Origin of the sequence: Cupriavidus sp. OTU4054, from assembly GCF_038440175.1 — a bacterium.
GTDB lineage: Bacteria > Pseudomonadota > Gammaproteobacteria > Burkholderiales > Burkholderiaceae > Cupriavidus > Cupriavidus pauculus_D.
The window spans coordinates 1-16,325 of the sequence record NZ_JASATF010000039.1 but is presented as its reverse complement, the minus strand read 5'-3'; the positions used below and the strand labels follow the sequence as shown (position 1 = coordinate 16,325).

General features: G+C 67.6%; 14 protein-coding genes. 6 read left to right on the top strand and 8 right to left on the bottom strand.

Annotated features, from left to right (window positions below):
* Positions 1-25 precede the first annotated feature (25 nt).
* From AAHB16_RS29830 to AAHB16_RS29795, 8 genes are all read right to left on the bottom strand, one after another.
* Positions 26-1,927, bottom strand: a complete 1,902-nt coding sequence (locus AAHB16_RS29830) for a potassium transporter Kup (protein ID WP_150371447.1) — start codon at positions 1,925-1,927, stop codon at positions 26-28.
* A gap of 406 nt (positions 1,928-2,333) precedes the next feature.
* Positions 2,334-3,104, bottom strand: coding sequence for an ABC transporter ATP-binding protein (locus AAHB16_RS29825; protein WP_342052671.1), 771 nt, complete (start codon positions 3,102-3,104; stop codon positions 2,334-2,336).
* A complete protein-coding gene (locus AAHB16_RS29820) occupies positions 3,101-3,916 on the bottom strand; it encodes an ABC transporter ATP-binding protein (RefSeq protein ID WP_223851410.1) in 816 nt (271 codons plus the stop codon). The genes AAHB16_RS29825 and AAHB16_RS29820 overlap by 4 nt, the downstream gene beginning before the upstream one ends.
* Positions 3,913-4,962 carry a branched-chain amino acid ABC transporter permease gene (locus AAHB16_RS29815; protein WP_342052670.1) on the bottom strand — a complete coding sequence of 350 codons (1,050 nt, stop codon included), beginning with the start codon at positions 4,960-4,962 and terminating at the stop codon, positions 3,913-3,915. The genes AAHB16_RS29820 and AAHB16_RS29815 overlap by 4 nt, the downstream gene beginning before the upstream one ends.
* A gap of 5 nt (positions 4,963-4,967) precedes the next feature.
* A complete protein-coding gene (locus AAHB16_RS29810) occupies positions 4,968-5,834 on the bottom strand; it encodes a branched-chain amino acid ABC transporter permease (protein WP_150371444.1) in 867 nt (288 codons plus the stop codon).
* A gap of 18 nt (positions 5,835-5,852) precedes the next feature.
* Positions 5,853-7,031 (bottom strand): ABC transporter substrate-binding protein, encoded by a 1,179-nt coding sequence (locus tag AAHB16_RS29805; RefSeq protein ID WP_150371443.1) that lies wholly within the window; start codon positions 7,029-7,031, stop codon positions 5,853-5,855.
* Positions 7,032-7,079: 48 nt separating this feature from the next.
* A complete protein-coding gene (locus tag AAHB16_RS29800) occupies positions 7,080-7,880 on the bottom strand; it encodes an alpha/beta fold hydrolase (RefSeq protein ID WP_150371442.1) in 801 nt (266 codons plus the stop codon).
* A complete protein-coding gene (locus AAHB16_RS29795; RefSeq protein WP_150371441.1) occupies positions 7,877-9,496 on the bottom strand; it encodes a benzoate-CoA ligase family protein in 1,620 nt (539 codons plus the stop codon). The genes AAHB16_RS29800 and AAHB16_RS29795 overlap by 4 nt, the downstream gene beginning before the upstream one ends.
* Positions 9,497-9,700: 204 nt before the next feature.
* On the opposite strand from AAHB16_RS29795, the gene AAHB16_RS29790 reads away from it, so the two are divergent.
* The 6 genes from AAHB16_RS29790 to AAHB16_RS29765 all read left to right on the top strand — a co-directional run.
* Positions 9,701-10,774, top strand: a complete 1,074-nt coding sequence (locus tag AAHB16_RS29790; RefSeq protein WP_150371440.1) for a helix-turn-helix transcriptional regulator — start codon at positions 9,701-9,703, stop codon at positions 10,772-10,774.
* Positions 10,775-10,879: 105 nt separating this feature from the next.
* Positions 10,880-12,637, top strand: coding sequence for a 2,3-epoxybenzoyl-CoA dihydrolase (gene boxC, locus AAHB16_RS29785; RefSeq protein WP_342052669.1), 1,758 nt, complete (start codon positions 10,880-10,882; stop codon positions 12,635-12,637).
* Positions 12,638-12,650: 13 nt separating this feature from the next.
* Positions 12,651-14,075, top strand: a complete 1,425-nt coding sequence (gene boxB / locus AAHB16_RS29780) for a benzoyl-CoA 2,3-epoxidase subunit BoxB (protein WP_150371438.1) — start codon at positions 12,651-12,653, stop codon at positions 14,073-14,075.
* A gap of 10 nt (positions 14,076-14,085) precedes the next feature.
* Entirely contained in the window at positions 14,086-15,303 is a 1,218-nt protein-coding gene (gene boxA / locus AAHB16_RS29775; RefSeq protein WP_342052668.1) for a benzoyl-CoA 2,3-epoxidase subunit BoxA, read from the top strand.
* Between the two features lie 109 nt (positions 15,304-15,412).
* Positions 15,413-15,802, top strand: coding sequence for an antitoxin Xre/MbcA/ParS toxin-binding domain-containing protein (locus AAHB16_RS29770; protein ID WP_342052667.1), 390 nt, complete (start codon positions 15,413-15,415; stop codon positions 15,800-15,802).
* Positions 15,762-16,325: RES family NAD+ phosphorylase (locus tag AAHB16_RS29765; RefSeq protein ID WP_342052666.1), on the top strand; the 564-nt coding region annotated here is incomplete at its 3' end. The genes AAHB16_RS29770 and AAHB16_RS29765, both read left to right, overlap by 41 nt.

Below are 16,325 nucleotides of genomic sequence, written 5' to 3'. Positions count from 1 at the left end.
TCCCGCGGGCGAGGGGCGAGTCCCCTCAGATCTCTACCTTCGTCCCCAGTTCCACCACACGGTTCGCGGGAATCGAGAAGAAATCGGACGGCTTCGCGCCGTTCTGATGCATCCACGCGAACAAGCTTTCGCGCCACATCGACATGCCGGGCAGCTTCGACGGAATGACCGATTCGCGCGCGATGAAGAACGACGTCTCCATCAGCTCGAACTCCATGTTCAGCTTGCGCTGCGCAAGGTCGAGCACGCGCTGCACGTCCGGCGTTTCCTTGAAGCCGTACTCGGACTTCAGGATGAACACCCCACCCCCGAGGTCCTTGCACGTCAGCCGGTGATCGTCGTCCACGAACGGGATATCCCGCGTGACGAAGCTCAGGAACACCACGCGTTCGTGCAGTACGCGGTTGTGCTTGAGGTTGTGCAGCAGCGATACCGGCACCGACTCCGTATTGCCGGTCAGGAACACCGCGGTGCCCTCCACGCGATGCGGCGGATGCGCCAGCAGGCCCGCGATAAACGGCTCGAGCGGAATGCCGTCCTCGAGGCTGCGCGCGCGCAGCAGCTTGCGGCCGCTATGCCAGGTCATGAGCAGGAAGAACGCGGCACTGCCCATCAGCAGCGGGAACCAGCCGCCTTCCGCCACCTTGAGCAGGTTGGCGGAGAAGAACGTGAGATCGACGAGCAGGAAGCCCGCGCTCAGCAGCGTGACGAATATCGGATTCCACTTCCACACGCTGCGCATCACGAAGCCCGCGAGGAACGTCGTGATCAGCATCGTCGTGGTCACGGCGATGCCGTACGCGGCGGCGAGGTTTTCCGACTTCTTGAACGAGATGACCACCGCCACCACGAGCACCAGCAGGATCCAGTTGATCACCGGCAGGTAGATCTGGCCCATTTCCGCGGCCGAGGTGTAGCGGATGCGCATGCGCGGCACGAAGCCGAGCTGGATCGCCTGGCTCGTCAGCGAGAATGCGCCGGAGATCACGGCCTGCGAGGCAATGACCGTCGCGCAGGTGGCCAGCAGCACCATCGGCAGCAGCAGCGGGCCCGGCACCATCAGGTAGAACGGGTTGCTCGCCGCTTCCGGATGCAGCAGCAGCATGGCGCCCTGCCCGAAATAGTTGAGCATCAGCGACGGCATCACGAGGATGAACCAGCCGATGCGGATGGGCTGCGCGCCGAAGTGGCCCATGTCGATGTACAGCGCTTCCGCGCCCGTCAGCACGAGGAACACCGCGCCGAGCACGATAAACGCCTGCAGCGAGTGCTCGAGCAGGAAGTTCACGCCGTACCAGGGATTGATCGCCTTGAAGATCTCGGGCGACTGCATCACGTTGTAGATGCCGAGCAGGCCCAGCGTGACGAACCACACGATCATGATCGGGCCGAACAGCTTGCCGACGGCGGCGGTGCCGTGCCGCTGGATCAGGAACAGCGCGATGAGGATGATCAGCGTGATGGGTATCACGAAGTGCGACAGCTGCGGCGCGGCGACCTCGAGGCCCTCCACCGCCGACAGCACCGAGATGGCCGGTGTGATGACCGCATCCCCGTAGAACATGCACGCCCCGAAGATGGCCAGCATCATCAGCAGGCGCGCCTTGCGCGAGCGTGGCGCGGCGGTCCGCAGCACGAGGGCCATGAGCGCGAGCACGCCGCCCTCGCCGTTGTTGTCGGCCCGCATCACGAATACGACGTACTTGAGCGAGACCACGATGATCATGGCCCAGAACAGCATCGAGATCACGCCGAGCACGGCGTCGGGGCTGAAGGGAATGCCGTGTTCCTGGCTGAAGCACTCCTTGAGGGCGTACAGCGGGCTGGTGCCGATGTCACCGAACACCACGCCGATGGCACCGAGGACGAGCGTGCGGGTGCTCGGACTTTCGACGAAGTAATGACTGGTTGCGGATTGGGTGGTCATGGTCAGGGTGTGATGGACCGGTCAGCGCCTCCTGCCCGCCATCGCCGGGACCTGAGGTCTCGGCGGCGCATGTGCGGGTTCTCTCTCACGCAAACGGCTCCGGTCCGTCGGGCTTATCGCCTTCTTTGATGTGGATGTCTATTGCATTGCACAATTGCGCGCCATTCTAGAGGAAGTGCACCGTTACGACCACTGTCGGCACGACGTCGGGCAAGGGAGTGGCGCGGTCGACGCATCAAGCATGGTGGTCCGCGCATGGGAGGTCAAGCCCGAAGGTGGGCGGCGCCACCGATAGCGCCAGTGACTTCGCATCCCGTTGGTGGCGTTGTGCCAGCACGACAGCCAGGGCCCATCTCTCGCATTGTGACGGTACGGTTACGTTGGTGCGAATATCGGCCATGCGGGGTCAGACGCCGAGCAACCGATCGAGTACGGCGGGGCTCGCAACGAGGTCGGCCGAGGCGCCGGCCGCCACGACCTGCCCTTTCTCGAGCACGACCACGCGGTCGGCATGGTCGAGCACCGCGCGATAGTTGCGGTCCACGACCACGGCCGCGATGCCGGACGCGCGCACGGTGGCGATCACGCGCCAGATCTCGCACACGATTTTCGGGGCGAGGCCTTCGGTCGCTTCGTCGAGCACGAGGCAATCGGGATTGGTCATGAGCGCGCGGCCGATCGACAGCATCTGCTGCTCGCCGCCCGACAGTTGCTGGCCGCCGTGGGACAGCCGCTCGGCCAGGCGCGGAAACAGGTCGAGCACGCGCGCCTCGTCCCAGTCGCGGCGGCCGCCCGTGCCCGCGCGCGCGGCCATGATCAGGTTCTCGCGCACGCTCAGGTTCGGAAAGATCCCACGGCCCTCGGGCACGTAGGCGATACCGAGCCGGGCCACCTCGTGCGGCTGGCCGCGCGACAGGTCGCGCCCGGCCACACGGATCGTGCCCTCGCGCTGGCGCACGTGGCCGAGCAGCGTCCGCAGCAGGGTGCTCTTGCCCATGCCGTTTCTGCCCAGCAGCCCGACGGTCTCGCCCGCGCGGACGCGAAAGTCGATGCCGCGCAGCACGTGGCTGGACCCGTACCAGGCGTGGATGCCCGTGGCGGCGATGATGTCCGCCGGGGTTCCGTCGGATGTTGCCTCCGATGGCGGCGTGGCGCGCAGGCTCGTGTCCGTCGTCATGCCGCGTCCTCGCGGGCCGGCGCGTCGTCCATCTCGCCCGAATCCCCCATCCCGTCCATCTCCCCGAGATACGCGAGCTGAACCTCGCGATTCGCGCGGATATCGGCCGGCTCCCCCGAGGCGATCACCGCGCCGTTGACCATGACTGTGATGCGGTCGGCCACCGCGAACACGGCCTCCATATCGTGCTCCACGAGCACGATCGCATGCCCGTCGCGCAGCCCGCGCAACAGTTCGAGCATGCGCGACGACTCCTCGGCGCCCATGCCCGCGAGCGGCTCGTCCAGCAGCAGCGCCACGGGCTGCGTCGCCAGGCACATGGCCACCTCGAGCTGGCGCTTCTGCCCGTGCGCGAGCTCGCTGGCGATGCGGTCCGCATGGACGGCGAGGCCCGCGCGCTCGAGCGCCTCGTCGGCCAGCGCGCGGCTCGTTCGGCAAGCGTTCGCGGGCTCCCACAGACGCCACGCCCGTTGCGCGCGCGATTGCGCGGCCAGCCGGCAGTTCTCGCGCACCGTCAGCGGCAGGAAGATATTGTTGCGCTGGTAGCTGCGGCCTATGCCGCTGCGCGCGAGTCGCGGCTGATCCCAGCCCGTCACGTCCTCGCCCTGCAGATACAGCCGCCCCGACGATGCGGGCAGCTCGCCCGACAACATGTTGATGAGCGTCGATTTGCCGGCGCCGTTGGTGCCGATGACCGCATGGATCTCGTGCAGGCCCACGCTGAGGTCCACCTCGTTGACGGCCAGCAGGCCGCCGAACCGGCGCGTGAGCCGCTCGGCCTGCAGGATGGGCGCCACCAGCGGGTCCATCATGTGGCCTCCCGTTCCTGCTTGTTGCCGTGCTCGTTCGGCTGCGCGGCCGCACGCCGCGGTCCCCGCTGCCGCAGTACCGCCGGCACGCTCGCGAGCCCGCGCGGCAGCAGCGCCACCGCGACGATGATGAAGCCGCCCATCAGCAACTGCCAATGCCTGGTCAGCGTGCCGAACCACTCGGCCAGCAGCACGAACGAGAACGCCCCGAGCACCGCGCCGGCAAGGCTGCCGACGCCGCCCAGAATCACCATCAGCATCGCGTTGCCCGACTGATGCCACGACGCGATCTCCGGATTCACGAAGCCGAACTGGATCGCATAGAGAAATCCGGCCAGCCCCGCGAACATCCCGCCCGCCACGAACGCGCCAAGCTGGTAGCGATAGGTCGCATAGCCCGCCGCCCGCATCCGCTGCTCGTTATGCCGGATGCCGACCAGTGCATGGCCGAAGCGCGAACGCAGCAGCATCGACAGCAATGCCACCGTGACAGCCAGCGCGGCGAGCACGAACCAGTAGAACACCGCGGGATCGTTGATCGATATCGGCCGCTCGCTGAGCAGCCCGAACTCGGGACGGAAATAGATATAGGTCCCATCGCTGCCGCCCGCGATCTTCGTGTCGTGGAACACGAAGTACACCATCTGCGCGAAGGCCAGCGTCACCATGATGAAGTACACGCCGCGCGTGCGCAGCACCAGCGCGCCCACGGCGATCGCAAGCGTGGCCGAGGCCCCGAGCGCGCCGAGCAGCAGCACCCACCCGTTGCCCGCCTCGCCCTGCGGCGACAGCATGGCCGTCGCATAGGCCGCCACCGCGAAATACGCCGCGTGGCCCAGGCTCACGAGTCCCGTATAGCCGATGAGGAGCTGCAGCGAGAGCGCGAAGATCGCCATGATCATCACCTTGCTGAGCAGCTCGATATAGAAGCGGTGACTGTCCGCGGTCAGCACGAACGGCGCGGCGCCGAGCAGCGCGAAGGCGACGAGCCACCCCAGCGCGTGTAGCCATGCGCGGCGATGCGAATGCGGGGAGGTCGGGATGGACATGGCCGTCACCCCGCGCGAAACAGGCCCTGCGGCTTCCACAGCAGGATCACGGCCATCAGCAGGTAGATCAGCACGCCCGCCGCGTCCTGCCAGAACACCTTGCCGAACGTATCGACGAAGCCGAGCAGCAGCGACGCGACCAGCGCGCCCTTGACCGAGCCGATGCCGCCGATAACGACCACCACGAAGCAGACGATCAGCACCTGCCCGCCCATGCCCGGATATACGGAGGACACCGGCGCCGCGATCATGCCCGCGAGCACGGCCAGCGCCACGCCGAGCGCGAACACGAGCCGGTACAGCAGCGTGACGTTGATGCCGAGCGACTGCACCATCTCGCGGTTGGCCGCGCCCGCGCGAATCGTCATGCCGAGCCGCGTGTGCCGGAGCACGTAGTACATGCCGCCCGCGACCAGCAGGCAGACCGCCGAGATAAACAGCCGGTAGACCGGATAGGTCATGTCGTTGCCGATCGGCAGCGCGCCGTCGAGCAGCGCGGGCACGGGCACGCCATGCACGTCGTCGCCGACGAGCATGCTCCGCAGTTCCTCGAACACGAGAATCAGCCCGTACGTCATCAGCACCTGCTGCAGATGGTCGCGCTGGTACAGGTAGCTGAAAAACAGCCACTCGAGCAGATAGCCGAACACGATCGCGAGCACGATGCCGAGCGGCAGCGCCACGAACAGGCTGCCGGTGAGGCTGGCGAGCGTGAACGCGAGATAGGCGCCGAGCATGTAGAAGCTGCCATGGGCGAGGTTGATCACGCCCATGATCCCGAAGATCAGCGTCAGCCCGCTCGCCACGAGAAACAGCAGCAGGCCGTATTGCACGCTGTTCAGGCACTGAATCAGAAACGAAACGACATCCATACCGCCAGCTTCCATCGATTACAGCCGGCAGCCGCGCGCGGGATCCGCGAGCGCGCGCACCGCCACGCCGCTGACCTTGTTCTCGCGCCCGTCGACCTTGCGCAGATAGAAGTCCTGCACCGGATTGTGCGCCTTCGACAGCGTGAATGCACCGCGCGGGCTGTCCACGCGCGCGGCCTCCATCGCCTTGTAGACCTCCGCCTTGCGCGTCATGTCGCCCTTGACCGCGCCGGCGCCGGCCGCGAGCAGCTGCGCGGCATCGTAGCCCTGCACCGCATACACGTCCGGCTGCAGCTTGTACGCCTTGGCATACTCGAGCCGGAACGCCTTGTCGCGCGCGTTGGCCAGGCCATCGCCATAATGCAGCGTGGTCTCCAGCCCCTGCGCGGCGGCGCCCTGCGCCTCCAGCGTGCCGTCGGTCAGGAAGCCCGACGCGAACAGCGGAATCTTGTCCTTGAGGCCGGCCGCGGCCCAGTCCTTCACGAACTTCACCGCGCCGCCACCGGCGAAGAACACGAACACGGCATCGGGCTTGAGCGAGGCGATCTCGGTAATCTGCGCCTGGAACTCGACGTTCGGGAATGGCAGGCTCAGTTCCTTGACGACCTTGCCCCCCTTGGCCTCGAAGGCTTCCTTGAATCCCTTGACCGATTGTTCGCCGGCTGCGTACTTCCACGTGAGCGTGACCACGCGCTTGAGCCCGCGCGAGGCCACCACCTGTCCCATCGCATAGCCGGGCTGCCAGTTGGAGAACGACGAGCGGAAGATATTGGGAGCGCAGAGCGGGCCCGTCGCTTCATCGACACCCGCGTTGGGGATGATCAGCAGCGTGTTGTTTTCCCTGGCCACCTTGACGATGCCCATCTGCACGCCCGAGTGGACCGTGCCCACCACCACATCGACCTGGTCGCGCTTGACCAGCTTGGACGCGTTTTCGGGCGCCTTGGCCGGATCCGATTCGTCGTCCACCTTGAAGTATTCGACCTCCCGTCCCCCCAGCCTGCCGCCCTGCTCCTGCACATACAGGCGGAAACCGTTCTCGATGGCCGTGCCGAGCGCCGCGTAGGTCCCCGTATAAGGCAGCATGAAGCCGACCTTGACCTTGCCGGCCGGCGCCTGCGCGTGGCTGGCCACGGGGGCCCACGCCAGCGCGGCCGCAAGGGCGAGCGCCGGGAATGGCAGCGAGCGACGATGCATCGGTTTCCTCCTGTCGGTCTGGTCTTGCTCTGGGTCTCGGGCCGGGAATCAGCTGTGCGTCGTGATGAAGGCGACCGCCGCCTCGGTCAACGGCTCCGGCTGGTCGCGGTGGGGCGAATGTCCACAGCGCGCGAGTTTAAGCAGCGATGCGCGCTGGGCATATCGATGGATACCCTCGATCTGGGCCATCGTGCCGTACGCGTCGTCCTCGCCCTGCACCGCCAGCACCGGGCAGGCGATGGCCGGCAGCAGCGGGTGCAGGTCCCATTGCCGGAACGCGGGATCGAGCCAGATATCGTTCCAGCCCCAGAACGCCGAATCGACATCGGCATGATGGCGCGCCAGCCGCTCGCGCAGGTCGGTGTGCAGATACGCGTCGCGCGTGGCCGCGATGTTCCGCACCGAGCAGTCCTCGACCAGGATATGCGGCGCGAGCACGATCAGGCCGGCCACCGCGTCGGGGAAACTGGCGGCATGGATCAGCGCGATGGAACCGCCGTCGCTGTGCCCGAACAGCCAGGGCGCGCCATGGCGGCGGCCGGGGCCGATCTCCAGCGCCTCGAACAGGGCGGGCAATGCCTCGCGCGCCTGCCGGTGCATGAAATCCACGCCCCATTTCTCGTCATGCGGCCGCGGCGTGGACCGGCCATAACCGTAGCGCGACAGCACGAGGCCGCGCAGGTCGCCCGCCTCGCACAGCTGGCGCGGATAGTCGCGCCACATGCTGATCGATCCGAGCCCCTCGTGCAGAAAAACCACGAGCGGACGGTCCGTGCGGTCCGCGCGCAGCCATGCGACCTCGATATCGATCTGCCGATCGTCGAACGGAATCCGGACAGCCGCCGTCATCGGGCAACGCGCGCGGCCTCGCGCTGGCGCAGGCGGAACCGCTGGATCTTTCCCGTGGCCGTTTTCGGCAGTTCGTCCACACATTCGATCTGGCGCGGATACTTGTAGGGCGCCAGCCGCGACTTCACGAAAGCCTGCAATTCGGCCGCCATGCCGTCATGCCACGCCACGCCGGGCCGCAGCACCACGAACGCCTTCGGCTTGACCAGCTGGTCGGCGTCCGTCACGCCGATCACGGCCGCCTCGAGCACCGACGGATGCTGCGCGAGCGCGGCCTCCACCTCGAATGGCGACACATAGATACCGCCGACCTTGAGCATATCGTCGCTGCGCCCCGCATAAGTGAAATAACCGTCCTCGTCGCGCACATACTTGTCGCCGCTGCGCGTCCATGCGCCGACGAACACCTCGCGGTTGCGCTCGCGGTCGCTATCGTTATGGCACCAGTACATCAGCGCGGCCGATGGCCCCTTGATATAGAGATCGCCGATCTCGCCCGCCGCGCACGGCGCGCCCTGCTCGTCGAGCAGCTTGAGTTCGTAGCCGGGTACCGGCTTGCCCGTGGTGCCGTAGCGCACGTCGCCGGGCCGGTTGGACAGGAAAATATGGAGCATCTCCGTGGAGCCGATGCCGTCGAGGATATCGCAGCCGAAGTGCGCAAGGAACCGGTCGCCGATATCGCGCGGCAGCGCCTCGCCCGCCGACGTGCACACGCGCATCGCCACGTCGGCACGCTCAGGCAGGTCGGCGGCCGCGAGCATGCCCGCGAACAGCGTGGGCACGCCGCAGAACACGGTGGGCCGATGGGTCGTCAGGCGGCGGAACACGGCCTGCGGCGTGGGCCGTTCGGCCATCAGCACCGTGGTGGCGCCCACCGACAACGGGAACGTCAGTGCATTGCCGAGCCCGTACGCAAAGAACAGCTTGGCGGCCGAGAAGACGACGTCGTCCTCGCGCAGGCCGAGCACCTGCCGCGCGTAGAGGTCGGCCGTATGGAACAGATTGCCGTGGCTATGGACCGTGCCCTTGGGACGGCCCGTGGAACCGGACGAGTAGAGCCAGAACGCCATATCGCCGGGCGCCGTCGGCGCCACGATGGGATCCACATCGCCCCGCTGCGCCGCGATCATCGCGCCGACCGTCTGCGGCGCATGCCCGGCGTCGTCGGGGTTCGCGACGATGAGGTCCGGCGGCACCGCCTGCCCAAGCTTGCCGAATGCCGCGCGCATGCACGGCAACAGGCAGCCCGACACCACGACCGCGCGCGCGCCGCTGTGCTCGAGCATATAGACGTAGTCGTCGGCGGTCAGCAGGGTATTGACCGCGACGGGTACCACGCCGGCCAGCAGGCAACCGAGAAAGACCGTGGGGAAATCGATCGTATCGAGCACGCACAGCAGCACGCGCTCCTCGCGCCGGTAGCCCGCGCGGCGCAGCGCCGCCGCGAAGGCGCGGCAGCGCGCGTCGAGTTCCCCGAACGTGACGGCCCCCTGGTCGTCCAGGTAGGCGATCTTGCCGCCCCGGCCCGCGGCAAGGTTGCGGGACAGCAGATCGTGGGCGGCGTTGTAGCGCGGCGGCAATGCAACGAGCGGTTCGGAAACGACTGGGGGCGTCATGTCTCCACTCCTGTTGTCTTCTTGTCCCGACAGCCATGGCCGCCGACGTCGATGCATTTTATTTCACACCGAGTATTATGCAAGGAAGGGTATGCACTATATGGCAGTCTCCTACCCCACCAAATGTCTACCCACGACCCTGATGGCCGAGCCTTATAATGCGGCCAGATGTGACCGACACACCATCGACACACACCCTCACGCATGCGCCGCGATCCTCAGTCGAATCCCGATGACCGTCCCGGCCGCCCTGCTGCAGCACCAGCAGCCGCAGCCGACACCCCTGCTACGCCTGACGCCACGCCTGCGCCGCGCGACCCCTATCTGACGCAACTCGGCGAACGTATCCGATCGCTGCGCGCGGCGCGCGGCATGTCGCGCAAGGACCTCGCACGCGGCGCCGATGTTTCCGAACGCTACCTCGCCAATCTCGAGACCGGTACCGGCAACGCCTCCGTGCTGCTGCTGCGCGAGGTCGCGCGCGCGCTGGACGTGCCGCTGCCCGTGGTGCTGGCCGAGGTGGACCTGCGCGCCGATATGCCAACCGGCGGGCCAGGTGCCGACGGCTCGGCACCCTCGTCGGTCGCGCCACAACCGGCACAGATGCCGCAATCGGGACAACCCGCCCCACCTCCGAATCAACGCGCGACCGAGTTTTCCCAGCTCGTGCAATGGCTTGCCCAACTGCCCGCCCACGATCTCGCACGCGTCCGCGAGGCCGCGCGCCAGGCGCTCTCCCCCACGGCGTCGCCAGCCGCGCGCCATCGCCGGATTGCGCTGATCGGCCTGCGCGGCGCGGGCAAATCGACGCTGGGCCGCGCGCTGGCAAGCGCCGAGAACATGCCGTTCGTCGAACTCAATACGGCGATCGAGCGCGAAGCGGGCGCAAGCCTCTCCGAGATTCATTCGCTGTATGGCCAGGCGGCCTACCGGCGCTACGAGATGCGCGCGCTCGAGCGCGTGCTACGCGAGCACGAGACCATGGTGCTCGCCACGCCGGGCAGCCTCGTCTCGGAGCCCGCCACCTTCAATCTGCTGCTCTCGCACTGCTTCACGGTCTGGGTCCGCACCTCGCCCGAGGAACATATGGCGCGCGTGGTGGCGCAGGGCGACATGCGGCCCATGGAAGGCAACCGCGAAGCCATGACCGACCTGCGGCGCATTCTCCAGGCACGCTCGCCGCTTTATGCGCGCGCGGATCTGGCGATCGACACCAGCGGGCAGGACGCCGGCACGTCGTTGCGCGCGCTGCGCGAGCGGCTGCGGGAACCGCTCTGACCCCTGTTGTTCCGCGGTCAGTTCCGGGCTTGCGTCGCCTGAATCCATGCACTATATTTCATCGCAATATGCGAAGCACTATAGTGCACGAAGGAGACGCGCCCCATGTCCATGCCGGCCCTCGCCCCCCTTGTCCCACTGGTCCCCCCGGTCCCCCCGGTCCCCCTTCTCCAGGCGTCGTCGGGGGATGACCTCGTCCTGTTCGACCGCCACCCGGACCACTACCGCCACTGGCGGCTAGCGTTCGACGGCCCGGTCGCCACGCTGACCATGGACGTGGACGAGAACGGCGGCCTGCGCCCCGGCTACGCGCTCAAGCTGAACTCCTACGACCTCGGGGTCGATATCGAACTGCACGACGCACTGCAACGCATTCGCTTCGAGCATCCCGAGATCCGCAGCGTGATCATCGCCAGCGCGCGCGACCGCGTGTTCTGCTCCGGCGCGAACATCTTCATGCTCGGCAAGTCGAGCCACGCGTGGAAGGTCAACTTCTGCAAGTTCACGAACGAGACGCGCAACGGCATCGAGGACAGCAGCCGGCATTCGGGGCTCAAGTTCATTGCCGCGTGCAGCGGCACCACGGCCGGCGGCGGCTATGAACTCGCACTGGCCTGCGACGAGATCGTGCTCGTCGATGACCGCTCGTCGGCCGTCAGCCTGCCCGAGGTGCCGCTGCTCGGCGTGCTGCCCGGCACGGGTGGCCTGACGCGCATGACCGACAAGCGCCATGTGCGGCGCGATCATGCCGACATCTTCTGCCTGACGACGGAAGGCGTGCGGGGCCAGCGCGCGTGCGACTGGAAGCTCGTGGATGCAGTGGTCAAACCCGCGCGCTTCGCCGAACACGTTCAGGCGCGCGCGCATGCGCTCGCCATGCAGAGCGACCGCCCGGACGGGATTGCTACGGGTATCGCGCTCGTCCCGCTCTCGCGCACGATCCGCGCCGATGGCTATGACTACGAGACGGTATCGGTCACGCTCGACCGTGGCGCCCGCCGCGCCACGCTGACCGTCCGCGCACCCGACGCCGCCCCGCCGGCCGATCTCGACGGCATCGTCGCGGCCGGCGCGCGGTGGTGGCCGCTGAAGATGGCGCGCGAGCTCGACGATGCCATCCTGATGCTCCGCACGAATCATCTCGATATCGGCATCTGGGTCCTGCGTACCGAAGGCGATGCCGCGCATGTGCTTGCCGCCGATGCCACGCTCGACGCGCACGCCGGCCACTGGTTCGTACGCGAGACCGTCGGCATGCTGCGCCGGACGCTCGCGCGCCTCGATGTGTCTTCGCGCAGCCTGATCGCGCTGATCGAACCCGGCTCCTGCTTCGCGGGCACGTTGCTCGAGCTCGCGCTGGCGGCCGACCGCAGCTACATGCTCGACGCCACCGATGCGGCCCCCACCGATGCCGATGCGATCGGACGCCCCGCCCCGCGGCTGTCGCTGCATGCCGCCAACTTCGGGCGCTACCCGATGCCGAACGGCCTGCCGCGCCTCGTGGCCCGCTTCTACGGCGAGGCGGACCCGATCGATGCCGCCCGCGCGCGTATCGGCACGCCGATCGATGCGCGCGAGGCCGAAGCGCTCGGGCTCGTCACGATGGCGCCCGACGATATCGACTGGGACGACGAGATCCGCCTCGCGCTGGAAGAGCGCGCAAGCCTCTCGCCCGATGCGCTGACGGGCCTCGAGGCCAACCTGCGCTTTGGCCCGCGCGAGACGATGGAGACGCGCATCTTCGGCCGCCTCTCCGCATGGCAGAACTGGATCTTCAACCGGCCCAACGCGGTCGGCGAGTACGGTGCGCTCAAGGTGTTCGGCACCGGCAACAAGGCCCGCTTCGACCGGGACCGGGTATAACGGGAGACCGCACGTGAGCATCGACTACAGCCAGAAGATTCCGAACAACGTCCACCTGTCCGACGACCGCGCGCTGCAACGCGCGCTCGAACACTGGCAGCCGGCCTTCCTGGACTGGTGGCGCGACATGGGTCCCGAAGGCTCGCACACGCACGACGTCTACCTGCGCACGGCGACCTCCGTCGATCCCTCCGGCTGGGCGCACTTCGACTACGTCAGGATGCCCGACTACCGCTGGGGGATCTTCGTGCCGCCGGGCGATCCCGAGCGCCGCATTCATTTTGGCGAGCACAAGGGCGAGGCCGCGTGGCAGGAGGTACCGGGCGAGCATCGCGCCAACCTGCGCCGCATCATCGTCACGCAGGGCGATACCGAACCCGCGTCGGTCGAACAGCAGCGCCACCTCGGCCTTACCGCGCCGTCGCTCTACGACCTGCGCAACCTGTTCCAGGTGAACGTCGAGGAAGGCCGCCATCTGTGGGCGATGGTGTATCTGCTGCATCGCTATTTCGGGCGCGACGGCCGCGAGGAAGCCGAGGCACTGCTCGGGCGCCGCTCGGGCGACGAAGACAATCCGCGCATTCTCGGCGCGTTCAACGAACGCACGCCCGACTGGCTCGCGTTCTTCATGTTCACGTACTTTACCGATCGCGACGGCAAGTTCCAGTTGTGCGCGCTGGCGGAATCGGGCTTCGATCCGCTCGCGCGTACCACGCGCTTCATGCTCACCGAGGAGGCGCATCATATGTTCGTGGGCGAGTCCGGCGTATCGCGCGCGATCCAGCGCACGTGCGAGGTCATGCGCGAGCGCGATATCCACGACCCGGCCGACGTGCGCGCGGCCGGCGTCATCGACCTGCAGACCATCCAGCGCTACCTGAACTTCCACTACAGCGTGACGATCGACCTGTTCGGCGCGGACCAGTCGTCGAACGCCGCCACGTTCTACAGCGCGGGCCTCAAGGGCCGTTTCGAGGAAGGCAAGCGCGACGACGATCACGTGCTCAAGCAGGACGTCTATCGCATCCTCGATGTCCAGGACGGCCGTCTGACCGAGCGCGAGGTGCCGATGCTCAACGCGCTCAACGAGGTGCTGCGCGACGACTATATCCGCGACTCGATGGGCGGCGTGGCGCGCTGGAACAAGGTCATCGAGAAGGCCGGCATTCCGTTCCGCCTGACCGTGCCGCACAAGGCATTCAACCGGCGCATCGGCACACTGTCGAACGTTCGCGTCTCGCCCGAAGGCGCGATCGTCGGCGAGGCCGAATGGGCGGCGCGCCAGCACGAATGGCTCGCGACGGACGAGGACCGCGCATTCGTCGCATCGCTGATGGGACGTGTGACCGAACCCGGCCGCTATGCCGGCTGGATCGCGCCACCGGCCGTCGGCATCAACCGGCAACCGATGGACTTCGCCTATGTCCGCTTCAACTAGGGACACCGACATGGGCGCGTCCGACATCATCCGGCAGCATCTGATCGATCCCGAGATCTGCATTCGCTGCAACACGTGCGAGGACACGTGCCCGATCGGCGCCATCACGCACGATGCGCGCAACTATGTGGTCAGGGCCGACGTCTGCAACGGCTGCGGCGCATGCCTGTCGCCGTGCCCCACGGGCGCCATCGACAACTGGCGTACGGTGCCGCGCGGGCAGGCGTATCCGATCGATGCCCAGCTCGAATGGGACGAACTGCCCGGCGAGGTGCCCATGGAAGCGGCTGCCGGGGCCGCGACCGGCGCCCCGGACGCCGGCACGCCCGTGCAGGCCGTCGAAACCAGCCGCCACACCTCGCCCCGCGCGCCATGGTCGGCCGCGCAGCCGCACGTGAACCTGCACGGCGTCCGCGCGCCGGTCACGGCGACCGTCGCGGGCAACTACCGTCTCACCGACGCCGGCGCGTCGAGCGACATCCACCATCTGGTGCTCGACTTCGGCAACCAGTTCTTTCCGGTGCTCGAAGGCCAGGCGATCGGCATCGTCCCGCCCGGCACCGATGCCGCGGGCAAGCCGCACTACGTTCGCATGTACTCGGTGGCGAGCCCGCGCGACGGCGAGCGCCCCGGCTACAACAACCTCGCGCTGACCATCAAGCGCGTCGATCGCGATCACGACGGCCGCCCCGTGCGCGGCGTGGCCTCGAACTTCCTGTGCGATCTCGCCAAGGGCGACACCGTGCAGGTAGTGGGCCCGTTCGGCAGCACGTTCCTGATGCCGAACCATCGCGAGGCCAGCGTGATGATGATCTGCACGGGCACCGGCTCCGCGCCCATGCGCGCGATGACCGAGCGCATGCGCCGCCAGCGCGACCGGTTCGACGGCCGCCGCCTGCTGTTCTTCGGCGCGCGCAACCAGGCGGAACTGCCCTACTTCGGCCCGCTGCTGAAGCTGCCGAAGGACTTCCTCGACATCCACTTCGCGTTCTCGCGCGACCCCGCCGTGCCGCGCCGCTATGTGCAGGACGCCATCCGCCAGGCGGCCGCGCGCGTGGCCGCGCACCTCGGCGACCCGCACGGCTACGTCTATATCTGCGGCCTCAAGGGCATGGAAGACGGCGTGCTGGCCGCGTTCGCGGACGTCTGCGCCGCGCACGGACTGGACTGGGCGGCCATCGAGACCACGCTGCGGGCCGAGGGACGGCTCCATCTGGAAACCTACTGAGAATGCCCACGCTGCGTCGACTTCCCTTCTGAAACTGCCCGCCTATAATGTTTCTCAAGAAACAGGTAATCCCAGGAACAGCGGTCAGGAGCGGAGGTCAGGAGCCCCGATGCAGCCCAATCAGATTCCGGAGACAAACCCGGCCGGCGGCCCCGACCCGGGCACGACGTTGACCAAGGCGGTCATGCGCGCCGCCGCCTTTCTCGGCATCAGCCAGGCCGTGATCGCCAGCGTGCTGGGCATCAGCACGGCCTCGGTGTCGCGGATGGCCTCGGGAGGCTATATCCTCGACGCGCACCGCAAGGAATGGGAATTCGGCGTGCTGTTCGTGCGCCTGTTCCGCTCGCTCGACGCCATACTCGGCCATGACGAACAGGCCCGGCTCTGGCTGACCCACGACAATCTCGCGCTGGGCGGCAAGCCGCTCGAACTCATCCGCACCACGGAAGGTCTCGTACGTGTCGTTCACTACCTGGACGCCACCCGCGGTCGCATCTGAGCGCGAGCCCTGCGCGCTCCTGCTGTGGCGGGCCGTGGAAGCCCAGCACGTGGTGTCGACGATGCCCCTCGTCGATAGCCTCGAGGAGCAGGCCGTGCTGGAACGCGTGCTGGAAGCGGGCAAGCCCCACGTGCCTCACGACGCGCAGGCGCTCCACTATCTGATGTTCACGCCGTTCCGCTACCCCACCGGTTCCGCCGACGCGCGCCGCGCCTCCCGCTTTCGCGCGGCACAGGATGCCGGAGTGTTCTATGGCGCCGACGAGGTTCGCACCGCCTGCGCGGAGCTCGGTTACTGGCGCTGGCGCTTCCTGATGGACAGCCCCGACCTGCCGCGCATCGATGCGCGCGCGCAGACGCTGTTCAAGGTCGGCGTGAGTACGCAGGGCATCGCACTCGATGCGCCGCCATTCGTTGAGGACGCCGCGCAGTGGACGGACCCGACCGACTACTCGGCCTGCCAGGCCTTCGCGCGCAACGCGCGCGAAGCCCGTGTGGGCGGCATTGGATACCACACGGTGGGC